Genomic DNA, 25,493 nt, shown 5'->3' with positions numbered 1-25,493 from the left:
GCTCCCCTCAGGCGCCCTTGAAGCCGCGGGCCCTGGCGCGGGCCAGGGCATCGGCGCGAGCGGCGTCGCTGTCGAGCTTGCCCTGCGTGAGATTGTTGAGGCCGGTGAGCTCTCGCGCGCCACCGAAGCCGACGAGGGTCACGGTCTTGCGCTGGCCGGGCTCGAAGCGCACCGCCGTGCCCGCCGGGATATCGAGGCGGTGGCCGAGCGCCTTGGCGCGATCGAAGTCGAGAGCTCGGTTGACCTCGAAGAAATGGTAGTGCGAGCCGATCTGCACCGGACGGTCGCCGGTGTTGACGACCTCGACGCTCACCCGCGGCCGGCCGGCGGCAAGCTCGATGTCGCCCTGCGCCGGCAGGATCGCGCCGGGTTGCAGGGTGTCGGGCTCGGCGCCCTCGGCGGGGCGGATCGGCTCGTGGACGGTGACGAGCTTGGTGCCGTCGGGAAAGACGCACTCGACCTGGAGGATATGCATCATCGCGCCGACGCCCGGCATCACGTCGGCGGTGGTCAGGATGGTCGAGCCCCAACCGATCAGGTCGGCCACCGAGCGCCCGTCGCGGGCGCCCTCCAGGATCTCGTCAGTGATGATCGCCACCGCCTCCGGATAGTTCAGCTTCAGCCCCCGCGCCCGGCGCTTCCGGGCGAGCTCGGCGGCGGTGAAGATCGTGAGCCGTTCGAGCTCCGTCGGCGTCAGCAGCATCGGTCGGATCTCTCAGTTGGCGAACAGGCGCAGCTCGGCCTGGGCTTGGCGCATGGCGGCGATCTCGATGAAGGGCGTGAGCCCGGTGAGCACGATCGCCCCGTCCTCCGGCTCCGGAACGGGACGCTCCAGATGCTCGGCGATCAGCGGCAACGCGCCCGAGAGCACCCGCTGCGCCTCGATCGCGCCGACCGCCCCGAGGCGGACCGCCGCCGAGGTGAGCCCGCTCGCGAACTGGTAGCCGGAGACGAGCGCCGCGCTCCGCTCCGGCAGCCCGAGCGCCCGCCACAGGGCGCCCTGCACGGTGGGCAGGTGGCCGAGCAGCCCACCTTCCCGCACCACACGGCGCAGGTCGGCCGCGCCCGGTGTGCCGAGACGGGCATGGGCGGCGAGCAGCGAGGCGCCGTTGCGGCGGCTGCCCGTCCGCATCGGCTCGGCCATCGAGGCGGCCTCGACCGCGGCGTCGATTGCCGCAAGGCGTCCGGCATCCCCGTCCGCGCGATGGGCGAGGATCAGGGCGACCCGGTCGGTCCCGGCCCAACGGAAAGCGAGGGCAGCGGCGACGGAGCGGGCGAGCGCCGCTTCGCCGAAGCCGGGATCGGCGGCGGCGAGGCCCTCGACGCCGTTCGAGAAGGCGAAGCTGCCGCTCGGAAAGGCAGCATCGGCCTGCTGGAGGGCGATCAGGTCGGCGAGCACTTCGTCAGGCCTCGCCCGGCGCGTCGTCGACGACGTCGTGGGCGAGACGCCCGTCGCCGGCGAGATCGCCGAGGCGGACGAGGTAGTCCTCGGCCGGAGCCTCCAAGGCGACGAGGAGGGCGCCGTCCGCGAAGCGGACGCGCCAATGCAGGTTGCCGGCGTGGTAGCCGAGCTCCAGCGCGTCAGGGAGGTTTTTCGCCCGCAGGCGCAGCCAGCGCACGGCGCCGACCCGGGCGACGATGGCCCGGTGGTCCTCCAGGACGAGGACGGCCCCGTCGAACAGGGTCTGATCCCGGGGCAGCGCCAGGGCGATCTCCTCCCCGCCCTCGGTGACCGCGCGCAGCCGGCGCCGGGCCGTGTCGGCGCTCGGCACCCGCAGGACATCCACCGCACCGTGATGCTCGAGGTGATGCAGGCGCTCGGCGAAGGCGGCATCGAGCCGGCTTCCCAGCACCCGTTGGATCACTCGCATCCGCCGATCCTCTCGACATTCCCCGCCCCGGTCCTCGGGGACTTCGCGTGATCTGGCCGGGCACAGGGTCGGCCCGAGGCCACTTTGGGCCGAGGAGCAGGATGCGCGCCGTTTGCGGCACTCTCAACCGCCGAGAGAAAACTATTTTCGCCTTGATAAACGGCATGGCGCTGCGCCGGCATCCCGGCGCGCGATGAACGGGCTCGTGCCGAGGCCGGCCCGGCTATCCATCGCCCCATCAGCCGAGGTCCTGGAGGTGGCGGGCGGCGATGATCGAGGCGGCGGTCCGGTTCTCGACGCCGAGCTTGGCGTAGATGCCCTCCAGGTGCTTGGTGATCGTGCGGGGGCTTAAGGAGAGAATCTCGCCGATATCCCGGTTCGCCTTGCCCCGGGAGAGCCAGAACAGCACGTCCGCCTCCCGCGCGGTGATCGGCAGGCGCTCGCGCAAGAGCTCGATGCCGGCGGCGGTGGCGTCCCGGGAGAGGCGCAAGAGCACCTCGTTGCCCGTTCGCCCGACGAAGCTGACCGTGTGGGCGGCGCCCGAGAGATCGGTGAGGGTGAAGGGCGGCGCCTGCGCGGCCTCCAGGCAACCCTTGAGCCAGGCGCGCCCGGCGGCGGGCAGGCCGTAGGCATCGCCCGCGCGAGGCGCGCAGGCGGCGAGCACCTGCGAGGCCTGGGGCGTCGCCCAGAGCACGGCGCCGGACGGGTCGACGGCGAACAGCGTGCGCCCGGTGGTGTCCAGCGCCGCCCGCAGGCTGCGCGCGGCCCGCGCGCCCGCCACATGGACGCGGATGCGGGCCAAGATCTCGTCGGGGGCGATCGGCTTCGTGACGTAATCGACGCCGCCGGCCTCGAGCCCCTGCACGATGTGCTCGGTCTCCGAGAGGCCGGTCATGAAGATCACGGGCACGCCCGCCACCGCCGGCTTCGCCTTGAGACGGCGGCAGGTCTCGAACCCGTCCATGCCGGGCATCATCGCGTCGAGCAGGATGATGTCGGGGGTGATCTCCTCGACGAGGGCGAGCGCCGCCTCGCCCGCCACCGCGACGAGGACCGTCGCGCCGGAGCGCTCGATCGCCTCGGTGAGGAAGCTCAGCGTGTCGGGGCTGTCGTCCACCACGAGCACGATGTCCCGCTGACCGGTCGGGCCGTCAGACATCGGCGGGCTCCCGGACCGACATGCGATCCGCGTCGGGCGGCGGCTCGCCGGCAGGCTCTGCGAGGGCGCTGTCGAGGGCGCGCATGTAGGCGGGCAGGTCGAAGGCCGCGACGAGCCTCCGAAGGCGTGCGGCGAAGGCACCCGCCTCCCCGCCGGCGATCTCCGCGAGCCGCGCCTCGATCGCCCTGACATGGCCGATGCGCCCGAGGCGGGCCAGTTCCTGAAGCACGGGCCGGGGCGGGAGCGCCTCCACCGGGGCCGCGGTGGGTCCGGCGGGCTCGGGCTGCGCCGCCTCGACCCAGGCGAGATCGAGGAGCCGGGTGACCCGGTCGAGGAAGTCGCGCAGGTCGAAGGGCTTGGCGATGATCGCGTCGTGGGGGGCGTCGGCGCCGGTCGCGGGGCTGATCTCGTGGACGTTGGCCGACATCATGGCGATGCGCACGGAGGGCGCGCGGTCGCGCAGGCGCCCGGCCACGGTCCATCCGCTCATGCCCGGCATGGCGATGTCGAGGAGGACGAGGTCCGGCGCCCCCGCCTCCAGCAGGGCGAGGCAGGCCGGGCCGTCCGGCGCCTCGGCGACCGTGATCCCGAGAGGCTCGAGGATGTCGCGCATCAGGGCGCGGTGGGCGGCATCGTCGTCGACGACCATCACGGAGCGCCGGCGGCCGGCGTAGCGGAGTGGCGCGGACGGGGCGCCGCTCTCGGCATCGGCCCGCGAGGCGGTCATGGAGGCCGGGACCGCCGCCGGCCGCGAGACGGAGGACAGCATCAGGCGGACCCGGAAGCGTGTGCCGCGCCCGACCTCGCTCTCCACGGTGATCTCCCCACCCATCACCTGCGCGAGGAGGCCGGCGATGGTGAGCCCGAGGCCGGTGCCCGGCGTGCTGCGGGCGGCGGCGATGGAGCCGCGCTCGAAGGGCTCGAAGATGCGCTGGAGGTCGTCGGGGCGGATGCCGAGGCCGGTATCGGTGATCGTGAAGACGGCGACCTGATTGCGGTAGGCGAGGTCGAGCCCGACCTCGCCCGAGGGCGTGAACTTGATCGCGTTCGAGAGGAGGTTGAGCAGGATCTGGCGCAGGCGCTTCTCGTCGGTGGCGACGATCAGCGGCAGGGTCTCGGGCCGGGTGAAGCGGAAGGCGAGGTCGGCGGCCTTCGCCTGGAGGCGGACCATATCGACGATCTGGTCGAGGAAGTCGGCGAGCCGGATCTCGTTGCGGTGGACCTGGAGGCGCCCGGCCTCCATGCGGGAGATGTCGAGAAGCCCGTCGATGAGCCCCGAGAGGTGCTGGGCGCTGCGGCGGATCACCTGAAGCCCGCGCCGCCGGGGCGCCGGAATCTCCGGGTCGCCCTCGAGGAGCTGGGCGTAGCCGAGCACGGCGTTCAAGGGCGTGCGCAGCTCGTGGCTGATGCCGACGACGTAGCGGCTCTTGGCGAGGTTGGCGGCCTCCGCGATCTCCTTGGCCTCCTGGAGCTTCGCGTCGGTGACCTTATGGGCCGCGATCTCGGCCTGGTAGAGCGCCGTCTGGCGCAGGGTCTCGGCCTGGGCGACCCGGCGGCTCTCCTGGGCGAGGACGAACAGCCAGGCGACGACCCCGAGAATCAGCACGAGGATGAAGAACACGCTGGTCAGCGCCGCCCGCAGGCTCTCCCGGTGCTCCGGGTGCTGCGCGCCGGCACCGGCGTGCACGATCCCGAGGATCAGCCCGACCACCCCGACGAGGCAGAACATCAGGGCGAGGTAGCGGCCGAGCGGCGCGCCGGCCCAGGCGGCGACGGGGGCGGGCACGAAGCGCCCGAGGCTCGCCTGCGCCTGAGCGTCGAGGCGCCCGTGGGGCTTGCACAGGTCTCCGCAGCGGGCGTCGAGGGAGCAGCAGAGCGAGCAGATCGGCCCGTCATAGGCGGGGCAATGGGCCATGTCCTCGCCCTCGAAGGACAGCTCGCAGACCCGGCAGCCGATCTCGCCGCAGCCCTCGCCATGCCCGTGCAGGGCGGCGGGCGGCCGCGCGATGTAGTAGCGCCCTCCCGTGCCCCAGGCGATCAGCGGCGCCGCACCGAACGCGGCGGCGAGCGCGAGAAGCGGCCCGAACGGAGCGAGCACCGTCCCAAGGAGACCGGCATAGGCGAGCCAGCCCGTCGCGAGACCGAGCGCCATGGCGCAAGTGCCCACGGGATTGACCGCGTAGAGATGGGCCCGCTTGAACTCGATGCCCGGCGGCGACAGGCCCAGCGGCTTGTTGACCGCGAGGTCCGAGGCCAGCGCCCCGACCCAGGCCGAGACCACCACCGCGTAGAGCGGCAGGGTGCTCTCCAGGGTCTTGTCGATGCCGAGCTCCATGAGAAGCAGCGCGATCGCGACGTTGAAGACGAGCCACACGACCCGGCCGGGATGGCTGTGGGTCAGCCGCGAGAAGAAGTTCGACCAGGCGATGGAGCCGGCATAGGCGTTCGTGAGGTTGATCTTGATCTGCGCCACGATGACGAGGGCGGCCATTAGCAGCAGCGCGCCCTGCGGCGAGGCGGTCACGTAGCCGAAGGCGACCGCGTACATGCGCGTCGGCTCGGCCGCCTGCGGCGCGGGGATGCCGTGGCCGAGCGCCAGCACCGCGAGGAAGGCGCCGAGCAGGATCTTGAGGAGGCCGGGCAGGATCCATCCTGCGCCGCCGGCGAGCACCGCCGACCACCAGCGCAGGTCGCCCGGGCTCCGGCGGGGCGGCACGAAGCGCAGGAAGTCGACCTGCTCGCCGACCTGGGCCAGCAGCGAGAGCAGCACCGCCGTGGCGAGACCGAAGCGTACGGGATCGAAGCCCACCGCCGCGCCGGGGCCGACGCCGGGGAAGGCGGTGAGCGTCTCCAGGGAGGCGGGCGCGTCCGCGCTCAGGGCGATGAAGACGAGGGGCAGGAGGTTCAGGGCGATCCAGACCGGCTGCGTCCAGATCTGGAAGCGGCTGATGAGCCGGATGCCGTAGACGACGAGCGGGATCACCGCGCCCGCGCAGACGATGTAGCCGAGCCAGAGCGGCAGGCCGAAGCAGAGCTGGAGCGCCAGCGCCATGATCGCCGCCTCGATGGCGAAGAACAGGAACGTGAAGCTCGCGTAGATGAGCGACGTGACCGTCGAGCCCAGATAGCCGAAGCCGGCCCCACGGGTGAGGAGATCCATGTCGATGCCGTAGCGGGCGGCGTAGACGGCGATTGGCGCGGCGGTGGCGAAGATCAGGGCGCCGACGAGGAGCACCGCGGCCAGCGTGTTGGTGAAGCCCACCGCCAGCACCAGGGTGCCCCCGATCGCCTCCAGCGCCAGGAACGAGATCGAGCCCAGCGCCGTCTGCGCGACAACGAACGGGCTCCAGCGGCGCGCCTTCTTGGCCGTGAAGCGCAGCGCGTAGTCCTCGAGCGTCTCGTCGGCCACGAAGCGGTTGTAGGCGCGCCGGATCGGGATGATGTGCTGGCGGCCGCTCATCGTGCCTGTGTCGTCGGTCCTGCGTGCGGCGGATGCGCGGCTTCGGTGCGCGCAAGGCGATGCAAGGGCCGTGCGAGGTCCGTCCCGCGCACCCGAAGGATCCATATCACGGGCATCGTGATCCGCCGACCCGGCACCGGCCATACGCAGAACGGCGTATATGCTGCGGCGCAAAGAGCGGCCTAGCCTGCATCCCGTCGATCCGCGGCCGCCTCCCAAGAGCCGCCGGACAACAGGGACCGGGGCTGGCAGAATGGCAAAGGATACACGGGATACCGAGACCGGCCTGGGCTCGCCCCTGCGGCGCAAGCTCCTGATGGGCCTCGCCGGCGTGCCGGCGCTGGCGATGATGCCGCGGGGCGCCTTCGCGGCTCCGCCGACCTCGGCGGTCAACACCACGGGGCTCGCCGTCACCGACACCGAGGTCACGGTCGGCATCCTGCACTCGGCCACCGGCACGATGGCGATCTCCGAGACCGGCTCGATCCAGGCGGAGAAGCTCGCCATCGAGCAGATCAACGCGGCCGGCGGCGTGCTCGGGCGCAAGATCAAGATCATCCAGGAGGACGGCGCCTCCGACTGGCCGACCTTCGCGGAGAAGGCCAAGAAGCTCCTCGTCAACGACAAGTGCGCCTCGGTGATGGGCTGCTGGACCTCCGCCTCCCGCAAGGCGGCGCTGCCGGTCTTCGAGCAGTACAACGGGCTCCTCTACTACCCGACCTTCTACGAGGGCCTGGAGCAGTCGAAGAACGTCATCTACACCGGCCAGGAGGCCACCCAGCAGATCCTCGAATCGCTGAACTGGGTCGCCAAGGAGAAGGGCGCGAAGTCGTTCTTCATGATTGGCTCGGACTACATCTGGCCGCGCACCTCGAACAAGATCGCTCGCAAGCACATCGAGAACGTGCTCAAGACCAAGGTCGTTGGAGAGGAATACTTCCCGCTCGGCCACACGCAGTTCAACTCGGTCATCAACAAGCTCAAGCTCACCAAGCCGGACGTGATCTTCACCGACGTGGTCGGCGGCTCGAACGTGGCCTTCTACAAGCAGCTCAAGGCGGCAGGCATCGACCTCTCGAAGCAGACGCTCCTGACGATCTCGGTCACCGAGGACGAGATCGACGGCATCGGCGGCGAGAACATCGCCGGCGCCTACTCGTGCATGAAGTACTTCCAGTCGCTCAAGAACCCGAACAACGAGAAGTTCGTCCCCGCCTTCAAGAAGATGTGGGGCGAGAAGACGGTCATCGGCGACGTGACCCAGGCCGCCTATCTCGGGCCGTTCCTGTGGAAGATGGCCGTCGAGAAGGCCGGCTCCTTCGACGTCGACAAGGTCGTCGCGGCCTCCCCCGGCCTCGAGTTCAAGGAGGCGCCGGAAGGCTACGTGAAGATCCACCCCAACCACCACCTCTGGTCGAAGACCCGCGTCGCCCGGGCCAAGACCGACGGGCAGTTCGAGGTCGTCTACGAGAGCCCCGAGCTCATCGAGCCGAACCCCTTCCCGAAGGGCTACCAGTAGTCGGTTCGCATCCGGCCCGGGCCTTGCGTGGCCCGGGCCGTCGCCGTCGCGGATGATCGCGACGGCACGACAGGCAGACGCGCGGCCCGGAGTTCGCGGCATGTTCGGTGACTATTCGATCGGCGATCTGAGCTCCATCTTCGTGATGCAGGGCTTCGCCGGGCTGATCCTGTTCTCCGTCTACGTCCTGATGGCGCTGGGGCTGGCGATCATCTTCGGGCAGATGGGCGTCATCAACATGGCCCACGGGGAGTTCATGATCCTCGGCGCCTACGTGACCTATCTCTGCTCGTCCTTCTTCCAGAGCCATCTCCCAAGCCTGTTCCCGATCTACTTCTTCGTGGCGATGGGGCTCGCCTTCCTGGCGTCCGGCGCCATGGGGATGCTCGTCGAGTGGGGGCTGATCCGCCACCTCTACAAGCGGCCGCTGGACACGCTGCTGGCCACCTGGGGCCTGTCGCTGATCCTGCAGCAGGCCTACCGGTCGATCTTCGGCCCCCGCGAGGTCGGCGTCGAGCTGCCGTCCTGGATGATGGGTTCCGTCCAGGTCACCGACACGATCGAGGTGCAGATCAACGGCCTGTTCGTGATGGGCGTCACCATCGTGATCACGCTCGGCGTCGCGGCCCTGATCTTCTATTCCCGCTTCGGCCAACAGATCCGTGCGGTGATGTCGAACCGCACCATGGCCGGCGCCGTCGGCATCGACACCGAGCGGGTCGACCGGCTCACCTTCGGCCTCGGCTGCGGCATCGCCGGCATCGCCGGCTCCGCCTTCACGATGATCGGCTCCACGGGGCCGACCTCGGGCCAGCTCTACATCGTCGACACCTTCCTGATCGTGGTCTTCGGCGGAGCCGCGAGCCTTCTTGGCACCATCGCCTCGGCCTTCTCGATCTCGCAGACCCAGTCGACGCTGGAGTTCTTCCTCTCCGGTTCCATGGCCAAGGTGCTCACGCTGCTGGCGGTCGTCGCCATCCTGATGCTGCGGCCCCAGGGCCTCTTCACCCTCAAGGTCCGGCGCTGAGGTCCCCCCGATGACGAACCCCGTCCAGACCCTCTCGAAATCCCTCACCGTGAACGACAACCCGTTCATGAAGCCGGTCGAGTGGCTGAGCCTCCTGCTGCTCGCCGGGGTAATCCTGGTGGTGCTGCCGCTGGCGCTCGACGCCTTCCGCCTCAACCTCGTCGGCAAGTACCTCACCTACGCCTTCGTGGCGCTGGGCCTCGTCATCTGCTGGGGCTACGCGGGCATCCTGTCGCTCGGCCAGGGCGTGTTCTTCGGCCTCGGCGGCTACTGCATGGCCATGTACCTGAAGCTCGAGGCCTCGAGCGTCGAGAACACCAAGATCCAGTCCACGCCGGGCATCCCCGACTTCATGGACTGGAACCAGATCACGGCGCTGCCCTGGTTCTGGACGCCGTTCAAGTCCCTGCCCCTGACCCTCCTCCTCGTGATCGCGGTGCCGGTGGCCTTCGCCTTCATCATCTCGGTGGCGATGTTCAAGCGCCGGGTCGGCGGCACCTACTTCGCCATCATCACCCAGGCCATCGCCGCGATCCTGACGATCCTCATCGTCGGCCAGCAGGGCTTCACCGGCGGCATCAACGGCATCACCGACCTGCGCACGCTGAACGGCTGGGACATCCGCACCGACCACGCGAAGTTCATCCTCTACTTCGTCAACGGCGGGCTGCTGATCGGCTGCATCCTGTTGGCGCAGTACGTGAAGAAGTCGAAGCTCGGGCGCATCCTCGTCGCCATGCGCGACAAGGAGGACCGGGTCCGCTTTTCCGGCTACTCGGTCGCCGGCTTCAAGGTCTTCGCCTTCTGCCTGGCGGCCGCCTTCGCGGCGATCGGCGGGGCGATGTTCACCCTCCAGGTCGGGTTCATGTCGCCCTCCTTCGTCGGCATCGTGCCCTCGATCGAGATGGTGATCTACGCCGCCGTCGGCGGGCGCCTGTCGCTCTTCGGCGCGGTCTGGGGAACGCTGCTCGTCAACTTCGCCAAGACGAGCTTCTCGGAGAGCTTCCCCGACCTCTGGCTGTTCGGCCTCGGCGCGCTGTTCATCGCCGTGGTGCTGGCCTTCCCCAACGGCCTCGCCGGCATCTGGCGGGAGCATATCGAGCCCCGCCTCACCCGCCGGGCGAAGTCCCTGCGCCCGCCCGAGCCCATCGCCGTGCCCCGTGGCGTCCCCCATGGCGCGCCCGCCGAGTGAGGATCTCATGAACGCGAGCATCCTCCCCGCCGCGCTGACCGGCGCCGAGCCCGCCCCGGCCCCCCAGCAGGACTTCCTGCTCGCGGTCGAGGGGCTGACCGTCTCCTTCGACGGCTTCAAGGCGGTCAACGACGTGTCCTTCTACGTCGACCCGGACGAGATCCGGGTGATCATCGGCCCGAACGGAGCCGGCAAGACCACGGTGCTCGACCTGATCTGCGGACGCACGAAGGCCAGCGCCGGCTCGATCAAGTATAAGGGCCAGGAGCTGACGAAGCTCTCCGAGAGCGCGATCGTGCAGGCGGGCGTCGGGCGCAAGTTCCAGACGCCCTCGATCTACGACGACCTCACGGTCTTCGAGAACCTGGAGATCTCCTTCCCGCGGGGCCGCTCGGTGTTCGGGGCGCTCACCTTCAAGCGCGACGCCGAGGTCCGCGACCGGATCGAGGAGATCGCGAGCCTGATCTTCCTCAAGGACCGCCTCCGCGAGCGGGCCGAGTTCCTCAGCCACGGCCAGAAGCAGTGGCTCGAGATCGGCATGCTGCTGATCCAGGACCCGGAGCTCCTGATGCTCGACGAGCCGGTGGCCGGCATGAGCGTCGGCGAGCGCATCAAGACGGCCGAGCTCCTCAACCAGATCATCAAGGGCCGCTCGGTGCTCGTCATCGAGCACGACATGAAGTTCGTCGAGGACATCGCCCACCGGGTCACCGTGCTCCACCAGGGCAAGGTGCTCTCCGAGGGCTCGATGGAGCGGGTGCAGAGCGACCCCCGCGTCATCGAAGTCTATCTCGGCCACTGAGGGGACCGACGCGATGCTCCAGACCCTCTCCGCCGCCCCGCTTCCGCCCGTCTCCGTCGCGGCCGAGACGATGCTCTCGGTCCGCGACCTCCACGCCGCCTACGGCCAGAGCGAGGTGCTGCACGGCATCGACCTCGACGTGGCGCCGGGCGAGATCGTCGCGGTGATGGGCCGCAACGGCATGGGCAAGACCACGCTCATGAAGACGCTCATGGGCGTCGTGCCGACGAAGTCCGGGACCATCACCGTCGACGGCACCGACGTCACGGCGATGAAGAGCCATGCCCGCGTCGCCAAGGGCCTCGCCTACGTGCCGCAGGGGCGGATGATCTTCTCGACCATGACGGTGCAGGAGAACATCGAGACGGGGCTCACCGTCACCGGCGCCCGCAAGGTGCCGCAAGACCTCTACACGATGTTCCCGGTGCTCCTCGAGATGAAGGGCCGGCGCGGCGGCAACCTGTCGGGCGGCCAGCAGCAGCAGCTCGCCATCGCCCGCGCGCTCGCCAGCAACCCAAAGGCGCTCCTCCTCGACGAGCCGACCGAGGGCATCCAGCCCTCGATCATCCGCGAGATGGGCCGCACCCTGAAGCGCATCCGCGACGAGCGCGGCCTCTCGATCGTCGTCTCCGAGCAGGTCTTGAGCTTCGCCATGGACGTCGCCGACCGCGTCCTCGTCATCGAGAACGGCGCCATCGTGCACGAGGCCCGGCGCGAGGACGTCGACGAGGCGCAGGTCGCCCGCTTCCTGTCCGTCTGAGGAGGACGCGCATGGCCGCTTACGAGGTCTTCGAGCTCGGCGACGTCGTCCTGCAGTCGAAGCAGACGATCCGCGGCGCGCAGCTCGCCTACAAGACCTACGGCACCCTCAACGCCTCGAAGGACAACGTCGTCGTCTACCCGTGCTGGTACTCCGGCACGCATCTCGAGAACGAATGGCTGATCGGGCCCGGCATGGCGCTCGATCCGGAGAAGTACTTCATCATCGTGCCGAACATGTTCGGCAACGGGCTGTCGAGCTCGCCGAGCAATACGCCCGCTCCGTACGACGGTCCGCGGTTCCCGAAGGTGACCGCCTACGACAACGTGGTGCAGCAGCACCGACTGGTCACGAAGCAGTTCGGGATCGAGCGGATCAGGCTGGTGACCGGCTGGTCGATGGGGGCGCTCCAGACCTTCCACTGGGGAGCGATCTTCCCCGACATGGTCGAGCGCATCCTGCCCTTCCAAGGGTCGGCCAAGTGCTCGCGGCACAACTTCGTCTTCCTGGAGGGCGTTAAGGCGGCGCTCCAGGCGGATGCCGCCTTCGCCGACGGGTTCTACACGGCCCAGCCCCAGAAGGGCCTGCGCGCCGCCGCCCGCGTCTATGCCGGCTGGGGCTTCTCGCAGACCTTCTACCGGGTCGAGGCCGACCTGAAGGCGATGGGCTACGCCTCGCTCGAGGACTTCCTGGTGGGCTTCTGGGAGGGCTGGCTGCTCTCGAAGGACGCCAACAACCTGCTCGCGATGCTCTGGACCTGGCAGAACGGCGACATCTCGAACAACGACCTCTACGGCGGCGACTTCGCGAAGGCGCTGGGCGCGATCAAGGCCAAGGCGCTCGTGATGCCGGCCTCGACCGACCTCTACTTCCCGCCGGAGGACAGCGCCATTGAGGTCTCCCACATGCCGAACGCGGAGTTGCGCGTGGTCGAGACCTATTGGGGCCACTTCGCCGGCGGCCCCGGCACCTCGCCGGGCGACATCGCGGTTCTGGACGCGGCCCTGAAGGAACTGCTCGCGCGCTGACTCACCGGCGCGCCGCGTCAGCGGCCCGCCCGAACCGGTCCGGCGCCCGGCGCGCCGGATGAACGAAGAGAACCGACGATCCGCGGGGGCGGCCGGAACCATGCCGGGCGCCCAACGGGGACGGCTGCCCGGACGATAGAGGAGCTCAGAAGGAAATGCCCGATACCCTCATCAAGGTCGACCTCACCCAGTCAGCCTACGACAACGACATGGTCCACAACCGCTGGCACCCGGATATCCCGATGGTCGCCACCGTGAAGCCGGGCTCGGACTTCATCGTCGAGACCTACGACTGGACCGGCGGCTTCATCAAGAACAACGACTCCGCCGACGACGTGCGCGACATCGACCTGTCGATCGTGCATTTCCTCTCCGGCCCGATCGGCGTCGAGGGCGCCGAGCCCGGCGACCTCCTCGTCGTCGACCTCCTCGACATCGGCGCCAAGCCCGAGTCGCAGTGGGGCTTCAACGGCTTCTTCTCGAAGAAGAACGGCGGCGGCTTCCTCGACGAGCACTTCCCGGAGGCCCAGAAGTCGATCTGGGACTTCGAGGGCATGTTCACGAAGTCGCGCCACGTTCCGGGCGTGCGCTTCCCCGGCCTGATCCATCCGGGCCTGATCGGCTGCCTGCCGGACCCGAAGATGCTCGAGACCTGGAACACCCGGGAGAAGGCGCTCTTCGACACCAATCCCGAGCGGGTGCCGGCGCTCGCGACCCTTCCCTTCGGGCCGACCGCCCACATGGGCCGGCTCAAGGGCGAGGCGAAGGAGACGGCGGCCGCGACGGGCGCGCGCACGGTGCCGGGGCGCGAGCACGGCGGCAACTGCGACATCAAGGATCTCTCGCGGGGCTCGAAGATCTACTTCCCCGTCTACGTGCCGGGCGCGGGCCTCTCCATGGGCGACCTGCACTTCAGCCAGGGCGACGGCGAGATCACCTTCTGCGGCGCCATCGAGATGGCGGGCTGGGTGCACCTCAAGGTCGACCTGATCAAGGGCGGCATGGCCAAGTACGGGATCAGGAACCCAATCTTCAAGCCGTCGCCGGTCACGCCGAAATACGACGACCATCTGATCTTCGAGGGCGTCTCGGTCGACGAGTACGGCAAGCAGCACTACCTCGACGTGACGGTCGCCTACCGCCAGGCCTGCCTCAACGCGATCGAGTACCTGAAGAAGTTCGGCTACTCCGGCGCCCAGGCCTACTCGATCCTCGGCACGGCGCCGGTCCAGGGCCACATCTCGGGCGTCGTCGACATCCCGAACGCCTGCGCGACCCTCTGGATCCCGACGGGCATCTTCGACTTCGACATCAACCCCTCCGCCGCGGGACCGATCAAGCATCTCGACGGCTCGATCCAGATGCCGCTCTCCCCCGACCTGTGAGCCCGCCGGCCCCGCCGCGGCCAGCGGCGGGGCATCGCCCCTTGCGCGAGAGTCCCCGATGCCCGTCTACGACTACGCCTGCGAGAGCTGCGGGCCCTTCACGGTGCTGCGGCCGATGTCGCAGTTCCGCGATCCTCACGACTGCCCGGACTGCGGGGCGGAATGCGCGCGCGCCTTCCTGACCGCCCCGAACCTGGCCTCCATGGATGCCGGACGCCGCAAGGCCTTCGCAGTGAACGAGCGCAGCGCCCATGCGCCTCGCCGGTCCGGCGGGCACGGCGCGGGCTGCGGGTGCTGCAATAATACAACAAAGAATGGCGCGAAGCCTGCACCGTTAGGCATGGCTAAGAGCTTCCCGGCCGCGAGACCGTGGATGATCAGCCACTGAATGCGTCAACTGCCTAGAAAACCGACGCTCATCGGTCCGGAAGAACCGAAAGCCGGCTGGGGAGTCCGGCGAACCGACAGAACACAATCTTGGGGACTCATGATGACACGAGTGAAACCTTCAGATGCGGATCGACCATCCGTCCTCGGCCGCGGACTGAGCGCTGCAGCCCTCTCCGCGCTCCTCGCGATGGGCTCGACGCAGGTCTCTGCCCAGGTTGCCTCTCCTGTCGGGCAGGAGGCGGGTCAGACGCAGCCGCGCACGGACCCGGCTCTGGCCGAGAAGCCCAAGGACCCGGTGCGCGTCGGGCCGCTGGCGCCCTGGGCCACCGAGATGGCGGCCCGCGGCCTGACCTTCGACATCAACATCTACGACTTCTACCAGGCCAACCCCTCGGCCGGCCTGCGCACCGGAGAGCAGTCGAACTCCGCCTACTTCGTGCTCTCCATGTCCGCCGACATGCAGAAGCTCGCCGGCATCACGGGCGGCTCGATCAACTTCACGCAGACCTTCTTCGGCCTCGTGCGCAACACCAACCTCGCCTCCGACATCGGTGACACCACGGTCGGCTACCAGCCGCCCTTCACGCCGAACAACAACCGCCTCTCGCTGCTCACCTGGCAGCAGAAGCTCATGGACGATCGGCTCGTCATCGAGGTCGGCCGCACGCACCCGGATCGATACTACGGCCTGCCGCCGTGCAACTCGATCAACTCCTGCTTCCAGGACCTGTTCTACTTCAACGCCGGCTTCACCTCGCCGCTCTTCGGCGTCTGGGGCGCCAACGTCGCCTACAAGACCTCGCCCACCACCTACATCCAGGCCGGCGCCTTCTCCGTGAACCCCGGCACCAACGCGCTGTCGGGCTATGATTTCGGCTACGAGCGCCTCGCGGGCGTCCTCGTCATGACCGAGATCGGCCGCAAGACCGACTACACGATCGAGGCTTATCCGGGCCGCGTCTCGCTCACCGGCTTCGTCAACACCGCCGACCACGACGACAACTTCAAGACCGTCTTCGGGACCTCCAAGGGCCTCAACCCCGCCGCTCCGGTGCTTCAGAAGAACGGCACCTCCGGCGTCGTGCTGACCGGCAAGCAGACCGTCTGGCGCGCCGATGGCGGCCTCGTCCCGAACGCCACGCCCACCGCGATCTCCTTCTACACCGGCACCGGCTACGCCTTCGACCCGACCATCCCGATCCGCTTCAACTCGTTCTTCGGCGTCCTCCTCGAGGCCCCCGACCAGAGCCGGCCCAACGACACCTTCGGCCTCAAGGTCAACTGGCAGCGCCTGAACGACAACTACACCCGGTTCCTGGCCGACGCGAACTTCATCTCCGGCGGCACCGGAGCCCCCTTCTCCCGCGACAAGCTCGTCTTCGAGGCTAACGCCCATATCGACCTCGGCAAGGGCGTCATCCTGGAGCCGGTGGTCCAGTACCTCGTCAACGGCAACTCCTTCTGGAACCCCTACACCGCACGCCGACCCAAGGACGGCGTCTACGGCGGATTCACCCTCGTCGTGCCGCTCGGAACCCTCCTCGGCCTCGCGCCGGGCTGACACCCTCGACACCGACGCGCCGCCCCAAAACAGGGCGGCGCGCCATCTTCCGGAACGCCAACGGAGACAAGTCCCATGATGCACGGCGACATCTCATCGAGTCACGACAGCGTCGGCGTGGCCGTCGTCAACTACAAGATGCCCCGCCTGCACACGAAGGCGGAAGTCATCGAGAACGCCAAGAAGATCGGCGACATGATCGTCGGCATGAAGGCAGGCCTGCCGGGCCTCGACCTGGTGATCTTCCCCGAATACTCGACCCACGGCATCATGTACGACGCGGCCGAGATGTACGAGACCGCCGCCAGCGTCCCCGGCGCGGAGACCGAGATTTTCGCCGACGCCTGCCGGAAAGCGAAAGTCTGGGGCGTGTTCTCGCTCACCGGCGAGCGCCACGAGGAGCACCCGCACAAGGCGCCCTACAACACCCTCATTCTGATGAACGACCAGGGCGAGATCGTGCAGAAGTACCGCAAGATCATGCCCTGGACCCCGATCGAGGGCTGGTACCCGGGCGACCGGACCTACGTCTCCAAGGGGCCGAAGGGCCTCATGATCAGCCTCATCATCTGCGACGACGGCAACTATCCCGAGATCTGGCGCGACTGCGCCATGCGCGGCGCCGAGCTCATCATCCGCTGCCAGGGCTACATGTACCCGGCCAAGGAGCAGCAGGTGCTGATCTCGAAGGCCATGGCATTCGCCAACAACACCTACGTGGCGGTGGCGAACGCCGCCGGCTTCGACGGCGTCTACAGCTATTTCGGCCACTCGGCGATCATCGGCTTCGACGGTCGCACGCTCGGCGAGTGCGGCGAGGAGGAGATGGGCATCCAGTACGCCGCCCTCTCGAAGTTCCTGATCCGCGACTTCCGCGCCAACGGCCAGTCGGAGAACCATCTCTTCAAGCTGCTCCACCGCGGCTACACGGGGATGATCAACTCCAAGGAGAACCGGCACGGGATGTCGGAATGCCCCTACGACTTCTACCGCCGCTGGATCGAGGACCCCGACGCCACCCGCGACGCCGTGCGGGCCATCACCCGCTCCAGCGTCGGCACCGAGGAGTGCCCGATCGAGGGCATCCCCTTCGTTGGCAAGGGAGAGGGGCCGCCGGACCCGCGCTGATCCCACGCATCGTCCGGCCCCGTGATTCCCTCTCCTCGAATGCCCCGGACGGCGTCCTCGTCCGGGGCGGCGCGCGGCAGCCCTCGCTTTGGCGCCACGAGCCGGTTGCCCCGCAGCCGACCCGGCGTCAGGAAGGGGCATGAGATCGGCGATGCAGGACTTTGCGGGCGAGGGACGGGGCCGCGCGCTGCTTCGCGCTCAATCCTGAGAGGCCGAGCCATCCACGTGCCCCGGCCGCCCTCCCTCGCCCCGCAGCGGCAGCGCTCTTGCGGGACCGTCGCGCTCCAGGCCGGCCCGGCCGGCGACGGCGGGCCGACGCGGGTGCGCGACCTCGCCGAATCCGGCCCCTCCCGCATCCGCTTCCCGAAGGTCGGGGGGGCGCTGGAAGGCATCCTCGTCAACACCGCCGGCGGCATCGCCTGCGGCGACGCCTTCTCGGTCGCCGCCCGGCTCGATCCGGGCGCCGACCTCGTCCTGACCACGGTCGCGGCAGAGAAGGTCTACTGCTCCGACGGCCCGGTCAGCGTGGTGCACAACGCCTTCACGGTCGGCGGCGGGGCGCATCTCGACTGGCTGCCGCAGGAGACGATCCTGTTCGACCGGTCGCGCCTGCACAGGCGTCTGGAGGCCGATCTCGCAGACGATGCCTCCCTGCTTCTCTGCGAGATCGTCGCCTTCGGCCGCGCCGCGCGGGGGGAGACCCTACGGGAGGCACTGTTCGAGGATGTCTGGCGGGTGCGCCGGGGGGGCCGTCTCGTCTACGCCGACACGGTGCGGCTCGACGGCGACGTCGCGGCCCTCCTCGCCCGGCCGGCGATCGGGGGCGGCGCGGGGGCGATGGGCACGATCCTCGACCTCTCGCCGGGGGCGGAAGCCCGGATCGAGGAGGCCCGCGCCCTGCTCGACGGGGCCGGCGGCGTCGAGGCAGGGGCCAGCGCCTGGAACGGACACCTCGCGGTACGCCTCCTCGGTCCCGAGATCGGCGCGCTGCGCCGGCTCGCCGCCCGTTTCCTCGAAGCCTATCGCCGGGCGCCGATGCCCCGCGTCTGGCAGACCTGACGGGTGGCGATTCCCGCCCCGCCGTGCATGATCCGCGTGATTTCGAGACCGGGACGCCGCCCTTGCTCCTCACCCCCCGCGAGAAAGACAAGCTCCTTATCGCCATGGCCGCGCAGGTGGCGCGCAACCGTCTGGCGCGGGGCGTGAAGCTCAACCATCCGGAGGCGGTGGCGCTGATCACCGACTTCGTGGTCGAGGGCGCCCGCGACGGACGCAGCGTCGCCGAGCTGATGCAGGCGGGGGCCCACGTGCTGACCGCCGATCAGGTGATGCCCGGCATCCCCGAGATGATCCACGACATCCAGGTCGAGGCGACCTTCCCCGACGGCACCAAGCTCGTCACCGTCCATCATCCGATCCGCGGCGCCCCCTCCGGCGACGTGCCGGGGCAGGTGACGACGCGGCCCGGCGAGATCGTCTTCAACGAAGGCGCCGAACGGGTCGTGATCGAGGTCGCCAACACCGGCGACCGGCCGATCCAGGTCGGCTCGCACTACCATTTCCACGAGGTCAATCCGGGCCTCGTCTTCGAGCGCGACAAGGCCCGCGGCATGCGCCTCGACATCGCGCCGGGCACGGCGGTCCGCTTCGAGCCGGGCTCGACGCGCGAGGTGACGCTGGTGCCGCTTTCCGGCGCGCGGAAGGTCTACGGCTTCCGCGGCGCGGTGATGGGGGACCTGTAGCCATGCCGCCCAAGCCCGCCTCGCTCCCCCGCACCGCCTACGCCGCGATGTTCGGGCCCACGACCGGCGACCGCATCCGGCTGGCCGACACGGGGCTGGAGATCGAGGTCGAGCGCGATTTCACCACCTACGGCGAGGAGGTGAAGTTCGGGGGCGGCAAGGTCATCCGCGACGGCATGGGCCAGAGCCAGGCGACGAATGCGGAGGGCGCCGTCGACACCGTCATCACCAACGCCGTCGTGCTCGACCACTGGGGCGTGGTGAAATGCGACGTCGGCATCGTGCGCGGGCGCATCCATCGGCTCGGCAAGGCCGGCAACCCGGACGTGCAGCCCGGCGTCGACATCGTCGTCGGCCCCGGCACCGAGGTGATCGCGGGAGAGGGCAAGATCCTCACCGCCGGGGGCTTCGACAGTCATATCCACTACATCTGCCCGCAGCAGATCGAGGAGGCGCTCTGCTCCGGCGTCACCACCATGCTCGGCGGCGGCACCGGGCCGGCGCACGGCACCTTCGCCACCACTTGCACGCCGGGCCCCTGGCACATCGCCCGGATGATCGAGGCGGCAGACGCCTTTCCGATGAACCTCGCCTTCGCCGGCAAGGGCAACGCCGCGCTGCCCGGCGCGCTGGAGGAGATGGTGCGGGCGGGCGCCTGCGCCCTCAAGCTCCACGAGGACTGGGGCACGACGCCAGCGGCCATCGACACCTGCCTGTCGGTCGCCGACGCGCACGACGTTCAGGTGATGATCCACTCCGACACCTTGAACGAGTCGGGCTTCGTCGAGGACACGATCGCGGCCTTCAAGGGACGCACCATCCACGCCTTCCACACGGAAGGGGCCGGCGGCGGGCACGCGCCCGACATCATGCGGGTGGCAGGCCTGCCCAACGTGCTCCCGTCCTCCACCAACCCGACGCGGCCCTACACGAGGAACACCATCGACGAGCATCTCGACATGCTCATGGTCTGCCACCACCTCGACCCGTCGATCCCCGAGGACCTCGCCTTCGCCGAGAGCCGCATCCGCCGGGAGACGATCGCGGCGGAGGACATCCTCCACGACATCGGCGCCCTCTCGATGATGTCCTCGGACTCGCAGGCCATGGGCCGGGTCGGCGAGGTCGTGATCCGCACCTGGCAGACGGCCTGCAAGATGAAGCGCCAGCGCGGCGCGCTCCCCGGAGATGCCTCGGGCAACGACAACCTGCGGGCGCGGCGCTACGTGGCGAAGTACACGATCAACCCGGCGATCGCGCACGGCGTCTCCCGCCACATCGGCTCCGTCGAGGCCGGCAAGCTCGCCGATCTCGTGCTGTGGTCGCCGGCCTTCTTCGGCGTGAAGCCGGATCTCGTCCTCAAGGGCGGCATGATCGCCACCGCCCCGATGGGGGACCCCAACGCCTCGATCCCGACGCCCCAGCCGAGCCACTACCGGCCGATGTTCGGGGCCTACGGCCGCGCGCCCTACGCAACCGCGCTGACCTTCGTCTCGGGGGCCGCGATCGAGGATGGCCTGCGCGAGCGGCTCGGCGTCCGGAAGGAGCTCGTCGCCGTCGAGAACGTGCGCGGCGGCATCTCGAAGAAGAGCATGATCCTCAACGACGCCACCCCGGTGATCGAGATCGACCCGGAGACCTACGACGTGCGCGCCGACGGCGAGCTCCTGGTCTGCGAGCCGGCGGAGGTGCTTCCCATGGCGCAGCGCTACTTCCTGTTCTGATGCTGCGCGCGCGAGACATCGTCCGCCGCGACGCGCTCACGGGCGGCGAGATCGTCGATCGGGTCGTGCTCGACCACGGCGACCGGCATCGGCGCCGGGTCGCCATGCGCGGCGTCGGCGGCCTGGCCTTCCTCCTCGACCTGCCCACGGCGACGGTGCTGGAGGACGGCGACGCCCTCGTGCTGGAGGACGGCCGCCTCGTCTGGGTCGAGGCGGCCCCCGAGCGCCTGCTGGAGATCCGGGCTGCCAGCGAGCACGCCCTGAGGCGGCTGATCTGGCATATCGGCAACCGGCACATCCCCGCCGAGATCGCGGCGGACGCCGTCTTCATCGCCCAGGACCACGTGCTCGTCGAGATGGTGCGGGGCTTGGGAGGCAGCGCCGAGCCGGTGACGCGGCCGTTCCGGCCCGAGGGCGGCGCCTATGCGGGCGGTCACGGCCACCACCACGGCCATGGCCATGATTGAGGCGCTGCGGCTGATGGCGTGGCTCTCGCCGACCTATCCGGTGGGGGCCTTCGCCTATTCGCATGGCCTCGAATGGGCCGTGGAAGCCGGCGACGTCTCGGACGAGGCGGGCCTCGCGGAATGGCTCGGCGACGTTCTGGAGCGGGGCGCCGGCCGCAACGACCTGATCCTCGCCGGCAACACTCATGCGGCGTCCGGGGAGGGCGATGCCCTGCGGGCGGTCAACGAGCTGGCGCTCGCGATGGCGCCTTCCCGGGAGCTTCTGCTGGAGACGAGCCAGCAGGGCCGCAGCTTCCTCGACGCGACACGGGCCGCCTGGCCCTGCCCGGCGCTCGACGCGGTTGGTGCGGCGATGCCCGGCGCCGTCGCCCTGCCGGTGGCGCTCGGCGCGGCGGCCGCTGCCCACGGCATGGCGCGGGCGCCGATGCTCGCGGCCTACGCGCTCGCGTTCGTCCAGAACCTCGTCTCGGCGGCGCTGCGCGTCGCGCCGATCGGACAGGCCGCCGGCACCCGCGTCGTCGCCGGGCTCGCGCCTCGCGCCGCGGCGCTCGCCGTGTCTGTCGACGGGCTCGGGCTCGACGCGCTGGGCTCGGCGACCCTGCGGGTCGATCTCGGCTCGTTCCGGCACGAGACCCAGTATTCCCGCATCTTCCGCTCGTGAGGGAAACGATGTCCGAACACGGTCCCGAGAACGGTCCTCTCCGCGTCGGCATCGGCGGCCCCGTGGGCTCCGGCAAGACGGCCCTGATGGAGCAGCTCTGCAAGCGCCTGCGCGATACCTACGAGATCTGCGCCATCACCAACGACATCTACACGAAGGAGGACGCCCGCCTCCTGACCGTCGCCGGCGCGCTGCCGGAGGAGCGGATCATGGGCGTCGAGACGGGGGGCTGCCCGCACACGGCGATCCGGGAGGACGCCTCGATCAACCTCGCGGCGGTGGCCGAGATGCGCGCCCGCTTCCCCCGGCTCGACGTGGTGCTGATCGAATCGGGCGGCGACAACCTCGCCGCGACCTTCTCGCCGGAACTCGCCGACATCACGATCTACGTCATCGACGTGGCCGGAGGGGAGAAGATTCCCCGGAAGGGCGGGCCCGGCATCACCCGCTCGGACCTGCTCGTCGTCAACAAGACCGACCTCGCCCCCCTCGTCGGCGCCGATCTCTCGGTGATGGAAGCGGACACGCGCCGGATGCGGGGGACGCGGCCCTACGTGTTCTCGTCCCTGCGCGAGGGGCACGGGGCCGACGCGATCGCCCGCTTCGTCGTCGAGTCCGGAGGCCTCGGGCAGTAAGGCCCGCGTGGCCGAGGCATCGGAAGGTGGCTATGCCTACCCAGCGCGTGTCGCACGCGAGGCCAACGGACTCCGCGGTTGTCGAGAACGTATTTGCGGATCAGGGCCTTAGAGCCTGTTACGGACTGCTGTGAAATCGGCAGCCCTGCGCAAGAGTAGGACGCTGAAGGCGACGAGGCGCAAGCCGGCCAGGGTGGCTGGCAGGCGTTCGTAGTCGCGGGCGCGGCGGCGGAAGCGGGCCATCCGGGCGAAGGCGCGCTCGACCACCCACGTCTCGCCGAGGATGGCTGGATGCGCGCGGACGCGCCCGCGAATCCGTCCGGAAGCCGCCGGGCGCTACGATGGTAACGGGCACGCCGAACGGCTTCGTCTCGATGGCCGGCCCCTCGGAGAAGCCTTCGCCCCCAGACTCGGCGGCCGAGTATAGGCCGCGCCCGATCGCTCCGGTGCGGCCGCTGGCGGAGGAGACCTGCAGGAAGTGGCGCGCCGCTGCGTCCGCAACGGAGGGATGGCCGCCTCAGTCAGTATTAAGATCTGATTATTCAGATTGATATTTATAACAGGGGCGAATTTTGCAAATCATCACGGACGGCATCTCATGGATCAGGGCCTGTCGCTTCACTCTCACAGGCTCCCTCTTCTGACGGACAGTGAGATGTCGAATGTGCACAACGCCACGTTCGTGACTTGTCCACAGCAGCCGAGCTTCGGTTGACTCGGTTCCGCATAAGAACAAAATAGGAACATAAGCCAATCTCACGGAGCGCCACGGCCATGCCGGAAGCCGCGAACGGGCGCGACGACCGGATGGCCGGGCTGCGACGGCAGATCGATGCCCTGGCTCGGGGCGGTGTCGCGCGATCGCCTGCGCTGCCCTTCGGCATTGCCGCGCTCGACGCGCAGCTTCCCGGCGGCGGCCTGCGTCGCGGCGCCCTGCACGAGGTCGGGGAAGCCGGGGTCTCGGCCGAGCACGCGGCGCTCGCCGCCCTGTTCGCGGCGGCGGTCCTCGCCCGCCTGCACGGGTCGGTGCTCTGGTGCTTGCGCGGCCGCGACCTGTTCGCCCCGGCGCTGGCCGGCGTCGGGCTCTGCCCGGACCGGATCATCTTCGCGGAGACCGGATCTGAGACCGCGGTGCTGCCGGCCATGGAGGAGGGGCTGCGGGCGAAAGGGCTCGCGGCCGTCGTCGGCGAGGTCGGCCGCCTCGGGCTCACCGCCTCCCGCCGCCTGCAGCTCGGGGCCGAGCGCTCGGGCGTCCTCGTCATCGCCATCCGCAGGCATCGCCTGGCCGTCGAGCGCGAGGGAGCCGCCGCCGAGCCCGGCGCCGCGCTGACCCGCTGGAGGGTCTCGCCGCAACCGGGAACCGGGCCGCCGCTCCCCGGCCTGCCCCGAGCCCGCTGGCTCGTCGAGCTGACCCGCGCCCGCGGTGCGGATGCCCCCCGTTCCTGGATCCTGGACGCGCCTGATGCGACGGGTCGTCTCCGTCTTCCTGCCGAACTGGCCGACCGACCTCTGGCGGCGGCGCCACCCCGCGCGCGCGCCGGGCTGGGATAGCCCCCTCGTCGTGGCCGATCAGACCGGGAACAAGCGCGTGCTCGCCGCCGTCGACCAAGCCGCGCGCCGGCTGGGGCTGCGCCCCGGCATGGCGGTCGCCCACGCGCAGGCCGCCGTGCCCGGCCTCGCCGTCGTCGAGGCCGACCCGGACGCGGACGCGGTGGCCCTCGAACAGCTCGGGGTTTGGTGCCTGCGCCGCTACGCGCCCCTCGTCGCCCTCGACCCGCCGGACGGGCTCTGGATCGAGGTCGCCGGGGCAGCCCACCTGTTCGGGGACGAGGACGGCCTGGTCGAGGACCTGCTCACCCGCCTCGCGCAGCGGGCGCTCTCGGCCAGTGCGGGCGTCGCCGACACGCCCGGTGCCGCCTGGGCCGTGGCGCGCTTCCTGCCCCACGAGCCCGTGGTGCCACCGGGCGGGCACGCCGCGGCGCTGGTGGACCTGCCGGTACAGGCCCTGCGCCTGGCCATCGAGAGCGCGGACGGTCTCGCGCAGCTCGGCATCGAGCGGATCGGTCAGCTCACGCAGATGCCGCGGGCGCCGCTGCGTCTACGCTTCGGTCCCGAACCCGGGCTGCGCCTCGATCAGGCCCTTGGTCATGCGCTCGAGCCTCTCGTCTATCTCGACTGGCCGGAGGCGCCGATGGCGCGCCTCGTCTTCGCCGATCCGATCGGCGCCCCCGAGACGCTCGCCCGCGTGACCGAGCATCTTCTCACGGACCTCTGCGCCGAGCTGGAACGGCGGGGGATCGGCGCGCGTCGGATCGACCTCGTGTTCCGCCGGGTCGACGGTCTCAGCCGGAGCCTGCGGGTGGCGACCATCCGACCGTCGCGCACCGTGCGCCATCTCGTGGCGCTGCTCGCCGAGCGGCTGGCGCTGGTCGACCCCGGCTTCGGCATCGACGAGGCGGTGCTCTGCGCCACCCGCACCGAGTGGTTCGACGCCGCGCAAGCCGACCTCGGCGACCTTGCGGAGGAGCCCGCGGAGAGCGGTCTCGCCGAACTCGTCGACCGGCTCGGGGCGCGGCTCGGACGGGGCCGGGTCTACCGCCTCGCTCCCAGGGCGAGCGCCCTGCCGGAGCGCGCGGTGCGGCGGATCGATCCGCTGGCGGGCGTGGAAGCGTCCTGGCCCGCCGATCTGCCGCGGCCCGCCCGCCTGCTCGCCCCGCCCGAGCCCGTCGCCGTGACCGCGCTCGCCCCGGACCATCCGCCGGCCCTCGTGGTCTGGCGAGGCCGCCGCCTGCGCATCGCCCGGGCCGACGGGCCCGAGCGCGTCCACGGCGAGTGGTGGCGCTCGGAGGCCGAGGCCGGGCTGGTGCGGGACTACTACCGGGTCGAGACGGTCGCCGGAGACCGCTTCTGGCTGTTCCGCGACGCCCCGGCGACCGAAGGCGGCCGCTGGTGGCTGCACGGGCTCGGCGAGGCCTGACCCGC

24 protein-coding genes are annotated in these 25,493 nt (G+C 70.0%); 18 read left to right on the top strand and 6 right to left on the bottom strand.

The annotated features are described in order from the left end of the window. Nucleotides 1–7: 7 nt before the first annotated feature. From MFF04_RS07770 to MFF04_RS07750, 5 genes are all read right to left on the bottom strand, one after another. Nucleotides 8–703, bottom strand: coding sequence for an urease subunit beta (locus tag MFF04_RS07770; RefSeq protein ID WP_238274853.1), 696 nt, complete (start codon nucleotides 701–703; stop codon nucleotides 8–10). A gap of 12 nt (nucleotides 704–715) precedes the next feature. Then, a complete protein-coding gene (locus tag MFF04_RS07765) occupies nucleotides 716–1,399 on the bottom strand; it encodes an urease accessory protein UreF (RefSeq protein ID WP_238274852.1) in 684 nt (227 codons plus the stop codon). Between the two features lie 4 nt (nucleotides 1,400–1,403). Then, nucleotides 1,404–1,871: an urease accessory protein UreE gene (gene ureE, locus MFF04_RS07760; protein ID WP_238274851.1), complete on the bottom strand. Its 468-nt coding sequence runs from the start codon at nucleotides 1,869–1,871 to the stop codon at nucleotides 1,404–1,406. A gap of 238 nt (nucleotides 1,872–2,109) precedes the next feature. Beyond that, nucleotides 2,110–3,030, bottom strand: coding sequence for a response regulator transcription factor (locus MFF04_RS07755; protein WP_238274850.1), 921 nt, complete (start codon nucleotides 3,028–3,030; stop codon nucleotides 2,110–2,112). Continuing rightward, nucleotides 3,023–6,490, bottom strand: a complete 3,468-nt coding sequence (locus MFF04_RS07750; protein ID WP_238274849.1) for a hybrid sensor histidine kinase/response regulator — start codon at nucleotides 6,488–6,490, stop codon at nucleotides 3,023–3,025. The genes MFF04_RS07755 and MFF04_RS07750 overlap by 8 nt, the downstream gene beginning before the upstream one ends. 253 nt (nucleotides 6,491–6,743) lie before the next feature. Here MFF04_RS07750 and urtA point away from each other — a divergent pair, with 253 nt between their 5' ends. The 16 genes from urtA (at nucleotide 6,744) to ureG (ending at nucleotide 22,511) form a co-directional block, all read left to right on the top strand. Further along, nucleotides 6,744–8,009, top strand: a complete 1,266-nt coding sequence (urtA, locus tag MFF04_RS07745) for an urea ABC transporter substrate-binding protein (RefSeq protein WP_238274848.1) — start codon at nucleotides 6,744–6,746, stop codon at nucleotides 8,007–8,009. 100 nt (nucleotides 8,010–8,109) lie between these two features. After that, nucleotides 8,110–9,036 carry an urea ABC transporter permease subunit UrtB gene (gene urtB, locus MFF04_RS07740; RefSeq protein ID WP_238274847.1) on the top strand — a complete coding sequence of 309 codons (927 nt, stop codon included), beginning with the start codon at nucleotides 8,110–8,112 and terminating at the stop codon, nucleotides 9,034–9,036. Nucleotides 9,037–9,046: 10 nt separating this feature from the next. Beyond that, a complete protein-coding gene (gene urtC / locus MFF04_RS07735) occupies nucleotides 9,047–10,228 on the top strand; it encodes an urea ABC transporter permease subunit UrtC (protein ID WP_238274846.1) in 1,182 nt (393 codons plus the stop codon). Between the two features lie 7 nt (nucleotides 10,229–10,235). Next, nucleotides 10,236–11,030: an urea ABC transporter ATP-binding protein UrtD gene (gene urtD / locus MFF04_RS07730; RefSeq protein ID WP_238274845.1), complete on the top strand. Its 795-nt coding sequence runs from the start codon at nucleotides 10,236–10,238 to the stop codon at nucleotides 11,028–11,030. A gap of 70 nt (nucleotides 11,031–11,100) precedes the next feature. Continuing rightward, nucleotides 11,101–11,790 carry an urea ABC transporter ATP-binding subunit UrtE gene (gene urtE / locus MFF04_RS07725; protein ID WP_238274882.1) on the top strand — a complete coding sequence of 230 codons (690 nt, stop codon included), beginning with the start codon at nucleotides 11,101–11,103 and terminating at the stop codon, nucleotides 11,788–11,790. Nucleotides 11,791–11,801: 11 nt separating this feature from the next. Next, nucleotides 11,802–12,818 (top strand): alpha/beta fold hydrolase, encoded by a 1,017-nt coding sequence (locus MFF04_RS07720; protein ID WP_238274844.1) that lies wholly within the window; start codon nucleotides 11,802–11,804, stop codon nucleotides 12,816–12,818. A gap of 155 nt (nucleotides 12,819–12,973) precedes the next feature. Next, nucleotides 12,974–14,203 (top strand): formamidase, encoded by a 1,230-nt coding sequence (gene fmdA, locus MFF04_RS07715; protein ID WP_238274843.1) that lies wholly within the window; start codon nucleotides 12,974–12,976, stop codon nucleotides 14,201–14,203. Nucleotides 14,204–14,261: 58 nt separating this feature from the next. Next, complete coding sequence (locus MFF04_RS07710) at nucleotides 14,262–14,591, top strand: FmdB family zinc ribbon protein (protein ID WP_238274842.1); 330 nt, start codon at nucleotides 14,262–14,264, stop codon at nucleotides 14,589–14,591. A gap of 189 nt (nucleotides 14,592–14,780) precedes the next feature. Continuing rightward, nucleotides 14,781–16,154, top strand: coding sequence for a carbohydrate porin (locus tag MFF04_RS07705; RefSeq protein ID WP_373319986.1), 1,374 nt, complete (start codon nucleotides 14,781–14,783; stop codon nucleotides 16,152–16,154). 75 nt (nucleotides 16,155–16,229) lie between these two features. Continuing rightward, nucleotides 16,230–17,282, top strand: coding sequence for an aliphatic amidase (locus tag MFF04_RS07700; protein WP_238274840.1), 1,053 nt, complete (start codon nucleotides 16,230–16,232; stop codon nucleotides 17,280–17,282). 225 nt (nucleotides 17,283–17,507) lie between these two features. Beyond that, nucleotides 17,508–18,341, top strand: coding sequence for an urease accessory protein UreD (locus MFF04_RS07695; RefSeq protein ID WP_238274839.1), 834 nt, complete (start codon nucleotides 17,508–17,510; stop codon nucleotides 18,339–18,341). Between the two features lie 62 nt (nucleotides 18,342–18,403). After that, entirely contained in the window at nucleotides 18,404–19,024 is a 621-nt protein-coding gene (locus MFF04_RS07690; RefSeq protein ID WP_238274838.1) for an urease subunit gamma, read from the top strand. A 2-nt stretch (nucleotides 19,025–19,026) separates the two neighbouring features. Then, entirely contained in the window at nucleotides 19,027–20,748 is a 1,722-nt protein-coding gene (gene ureC / locus MFF04_RS07685; RefSeq protein WP_238274837.1) for an urease subunit alpha, read from the top strand. Beyond that, nucleotides 20,748–21,215 (top strand): urease accessory protein UreE, encoded by a 468-nt coding sequence (locus tag MFF04_RS07680; protein WP_238274836.1) that lies wholly within the window; start codon nucleotides 20,748–20,750, stop codon nucleotides 21,213–21,215. Before ureC ends, MFF04_RS07680 begins: the two co-directional genes overlap by 1 nt. Next, nucleotides 21,172–21,876, top strand: coding sequence for an urease accessory protein UreF (locus MFF04_RS07675; RefSeq protein WP_238274835.1), 705 nt, complete (start codon nucleotides 21,172–21,174; stop codon nucleotides 21,874–21,876). Before MFF04_RS07680 ends, MFF04_RS07675 begins: the two co-directional genes overlap by 44 nt. 8 nt (nucleotides 21,877–21,884) lie before the next feature. Next, a complete protein-coding gene (gene ureG / locus MFF04_RS07670; protein WP_238274834.1) occupies nucleotides 21,885–22,511 on the top strand; it encodes an urease accessory protein UreG in 627 nt (208 codons plus the stop codon). Nucleotides 22,512–22,629: 118 nt separating this feature from the next. Here the strand turns inward: ureG and MFF04_RS07665 are convergent, their stop codons facing one another. Further along, on the bottom strand, nucleotides 22,630–22,950 hold the full coding sequence (locus MFF04_RS07665) for an SDR family oxidoreductase (protein ID WP_238274881.1): 321 nt from the start codon (nucleotides 22,948–22,950) through the stop codon (nucleotides 22,630–22,632). A 335-nt stretch (nucleotides 22,951–23,285) separates the two neighbouring features. On the opposite strand from MFF04_RS07665, the gene MFF04_RS07660 reads away from it, so the two are divergent. Beyond that, a complete protein-coding gene (locus MFF04_RS07660; RefSeq protein ID WP_238274833.1) occupies nucleotides 23,286–24,062 on the top strand; it encodes an ImuA family protein in 777 nt (258 codons plus the stop codon). Further along, nucleotides 23,974–25,488 (top strand): DUF6504 family protein, encoded by a 1,515-nt coding sequence (locus tag MFF04_RS07655; protein ID WP_238274832.1) that lies wholly within the window; start codon nucleotides 23,974–23,976, stop codon nucleotides 25,486–25,488. The genes MFF04_RS07660 and MFF04_RS07655 overlap by 89 nt, the downstream gene beginning before the upstream one ends. Nucleotides 25,489–25,493: the final 5 nt, after the last annotated feature.

The sequence above is a fragment of the Methylobacterium jeotgali genome, assembly GCF_022179345.1.
Lineage (GTDB): Bacteria > Pseudomonadota > Alphaproteobacteria > Rhizobiales > Beijerinckiaceae > Methylobacterium > Methylobacterium jeotgali.
Note: the sequence above shows the minus strand (reverse complement) of the source record. Positions and strands in the feature narration are given on the sequence as shown.

Coding starts and splice junctions, on each gene's coding strand:
- MFF04_RS07770 (WP_238274853.1), bottom strand. CDS start 703: ATGCTGCTGACGCCGACGGAGCTCGAACGGCTCACGATCTTCACCGCC.
- ureE (WP_238274851.1), bottom strand. CDS start 1,871: ATGCGAGTGATCCAACGGGTGCTGGGAAGCCGGCTCGATGCCGCCTTC.
- MFF04_RS07755 (WP_238274850.1), bottom strand. CDS start 3,030: ATGTCTGACGGCCCGACCGGTCAGCGGGACATCGTGCTCGTGGTGGAC.
- MFF04_RS07750 (WP_238274849.1), bottom strand. CDS start 6,490: ATGAGCGGCCGCCAGCACATCATCCCGATCCGGCGCGCCTACAACCGC.
- urtA (WP_238274848.1), top strand. CDS start 6,744: ATGGCAAAGGATACACGGGATACCGAGACCGGCCTGGGCTCGCCCCTG.
- urtB (WP_238274847.1), top strand. CDS start 8,110: ATGTTCGGTGACTATTCGATCGGCGATCTGAGCTCCATCTTCGTGATG.
- urtC (WP_238274846.1), top strand. CDS start 9,047: ATGACGAACCCCGTCCAGACCCTCTCGAAATCCCTCACCGTGAACGAC.
- urtD (WP_238274845.1), top strand. CDS start 10,236: ATGAACGCGAGCATCCTCCCCGCCGCGCTGACCGGCGCCGAGCCCGCC.
- urtE (WP_238274882.1), top strand. CDS start 11,101: ATGCTCTCGGTCCGCGACCTCCACGCCGCCTACGGCCAGAGCGAGGTG.
- MFF04_RS07720 (WP_238274844.1), top strand. CDS start 11,802: ATGGCCGCTTACGAGGTCTTCGAGCTCGGCGACGTCGTCCTGCAGTCG.
- fmdA (WP_238274843.1), top strand. CDS start 12,974: ATGCCCGATACCCTCATCAAGGTCGACCTCACCCAGTCAGCCTACGAC.
- MFF04_RS07710 (WP_238274842.1), top strand. CDS start 14,262: ATGCCCGTCTACGACTACGCCTGCGAGAGCTGCGGGCCCTTCACGGTG.
- MFF04_RS07705 (WP_373319986.1), top strand. CDS start 14,781: ATGGGCTCGACGCAGGTCTCTGCCCAGGTTGCCTCTCCTGTCGGGCAG.
- MFF04_RS07700 (WP_238274840.1), top strand. CDS start 16,230: ATGATGCACGGCGACATCTCATCGAGTCACGACAGCGTCGGCGTGGCC.
- ureC (WP_238274837.1), top strand. CDS start 19,027: ATGCCGCCCAAGCCCGCCTCGCTCCCCCGCACCGCCTACGCCGCGATG.
- MFF04_RS07680 (WP_238274836.1), top strand. CDS start 20,748: ATGCTGCGCGCGCGAGACATCGTCCGCCGCGACGCGCTCACGGGCGGC.
- MFF04_RS07675 (WP_238274835.1), top strand. CDS start 21,172: ATGCGGGCGGTCACGGCCACCACCACGGCCATGGCCATGATTGAGGCG.
- ureG (WP_238274834.1), top strand. CDS start 21,885: ATGTCCGAACACGGTCCCGAGAACGGTCCTCTCCGCGTCGGCATCGGC.
- MFF04_RS07660 (WP_238274833.1), top strand. CDS start 23,286: ATGCCGGAAGCCGCGAACGGGCGCGACGACCGGATGGCCGGGCTGCGA.
- MFF04_RS07655 (WP_238274832.1), top strand. CDS start 23,974: ATGCGACGGGTCGTCTCCGTCTTCCTGCCGAACTGGCCGACCGACCTC.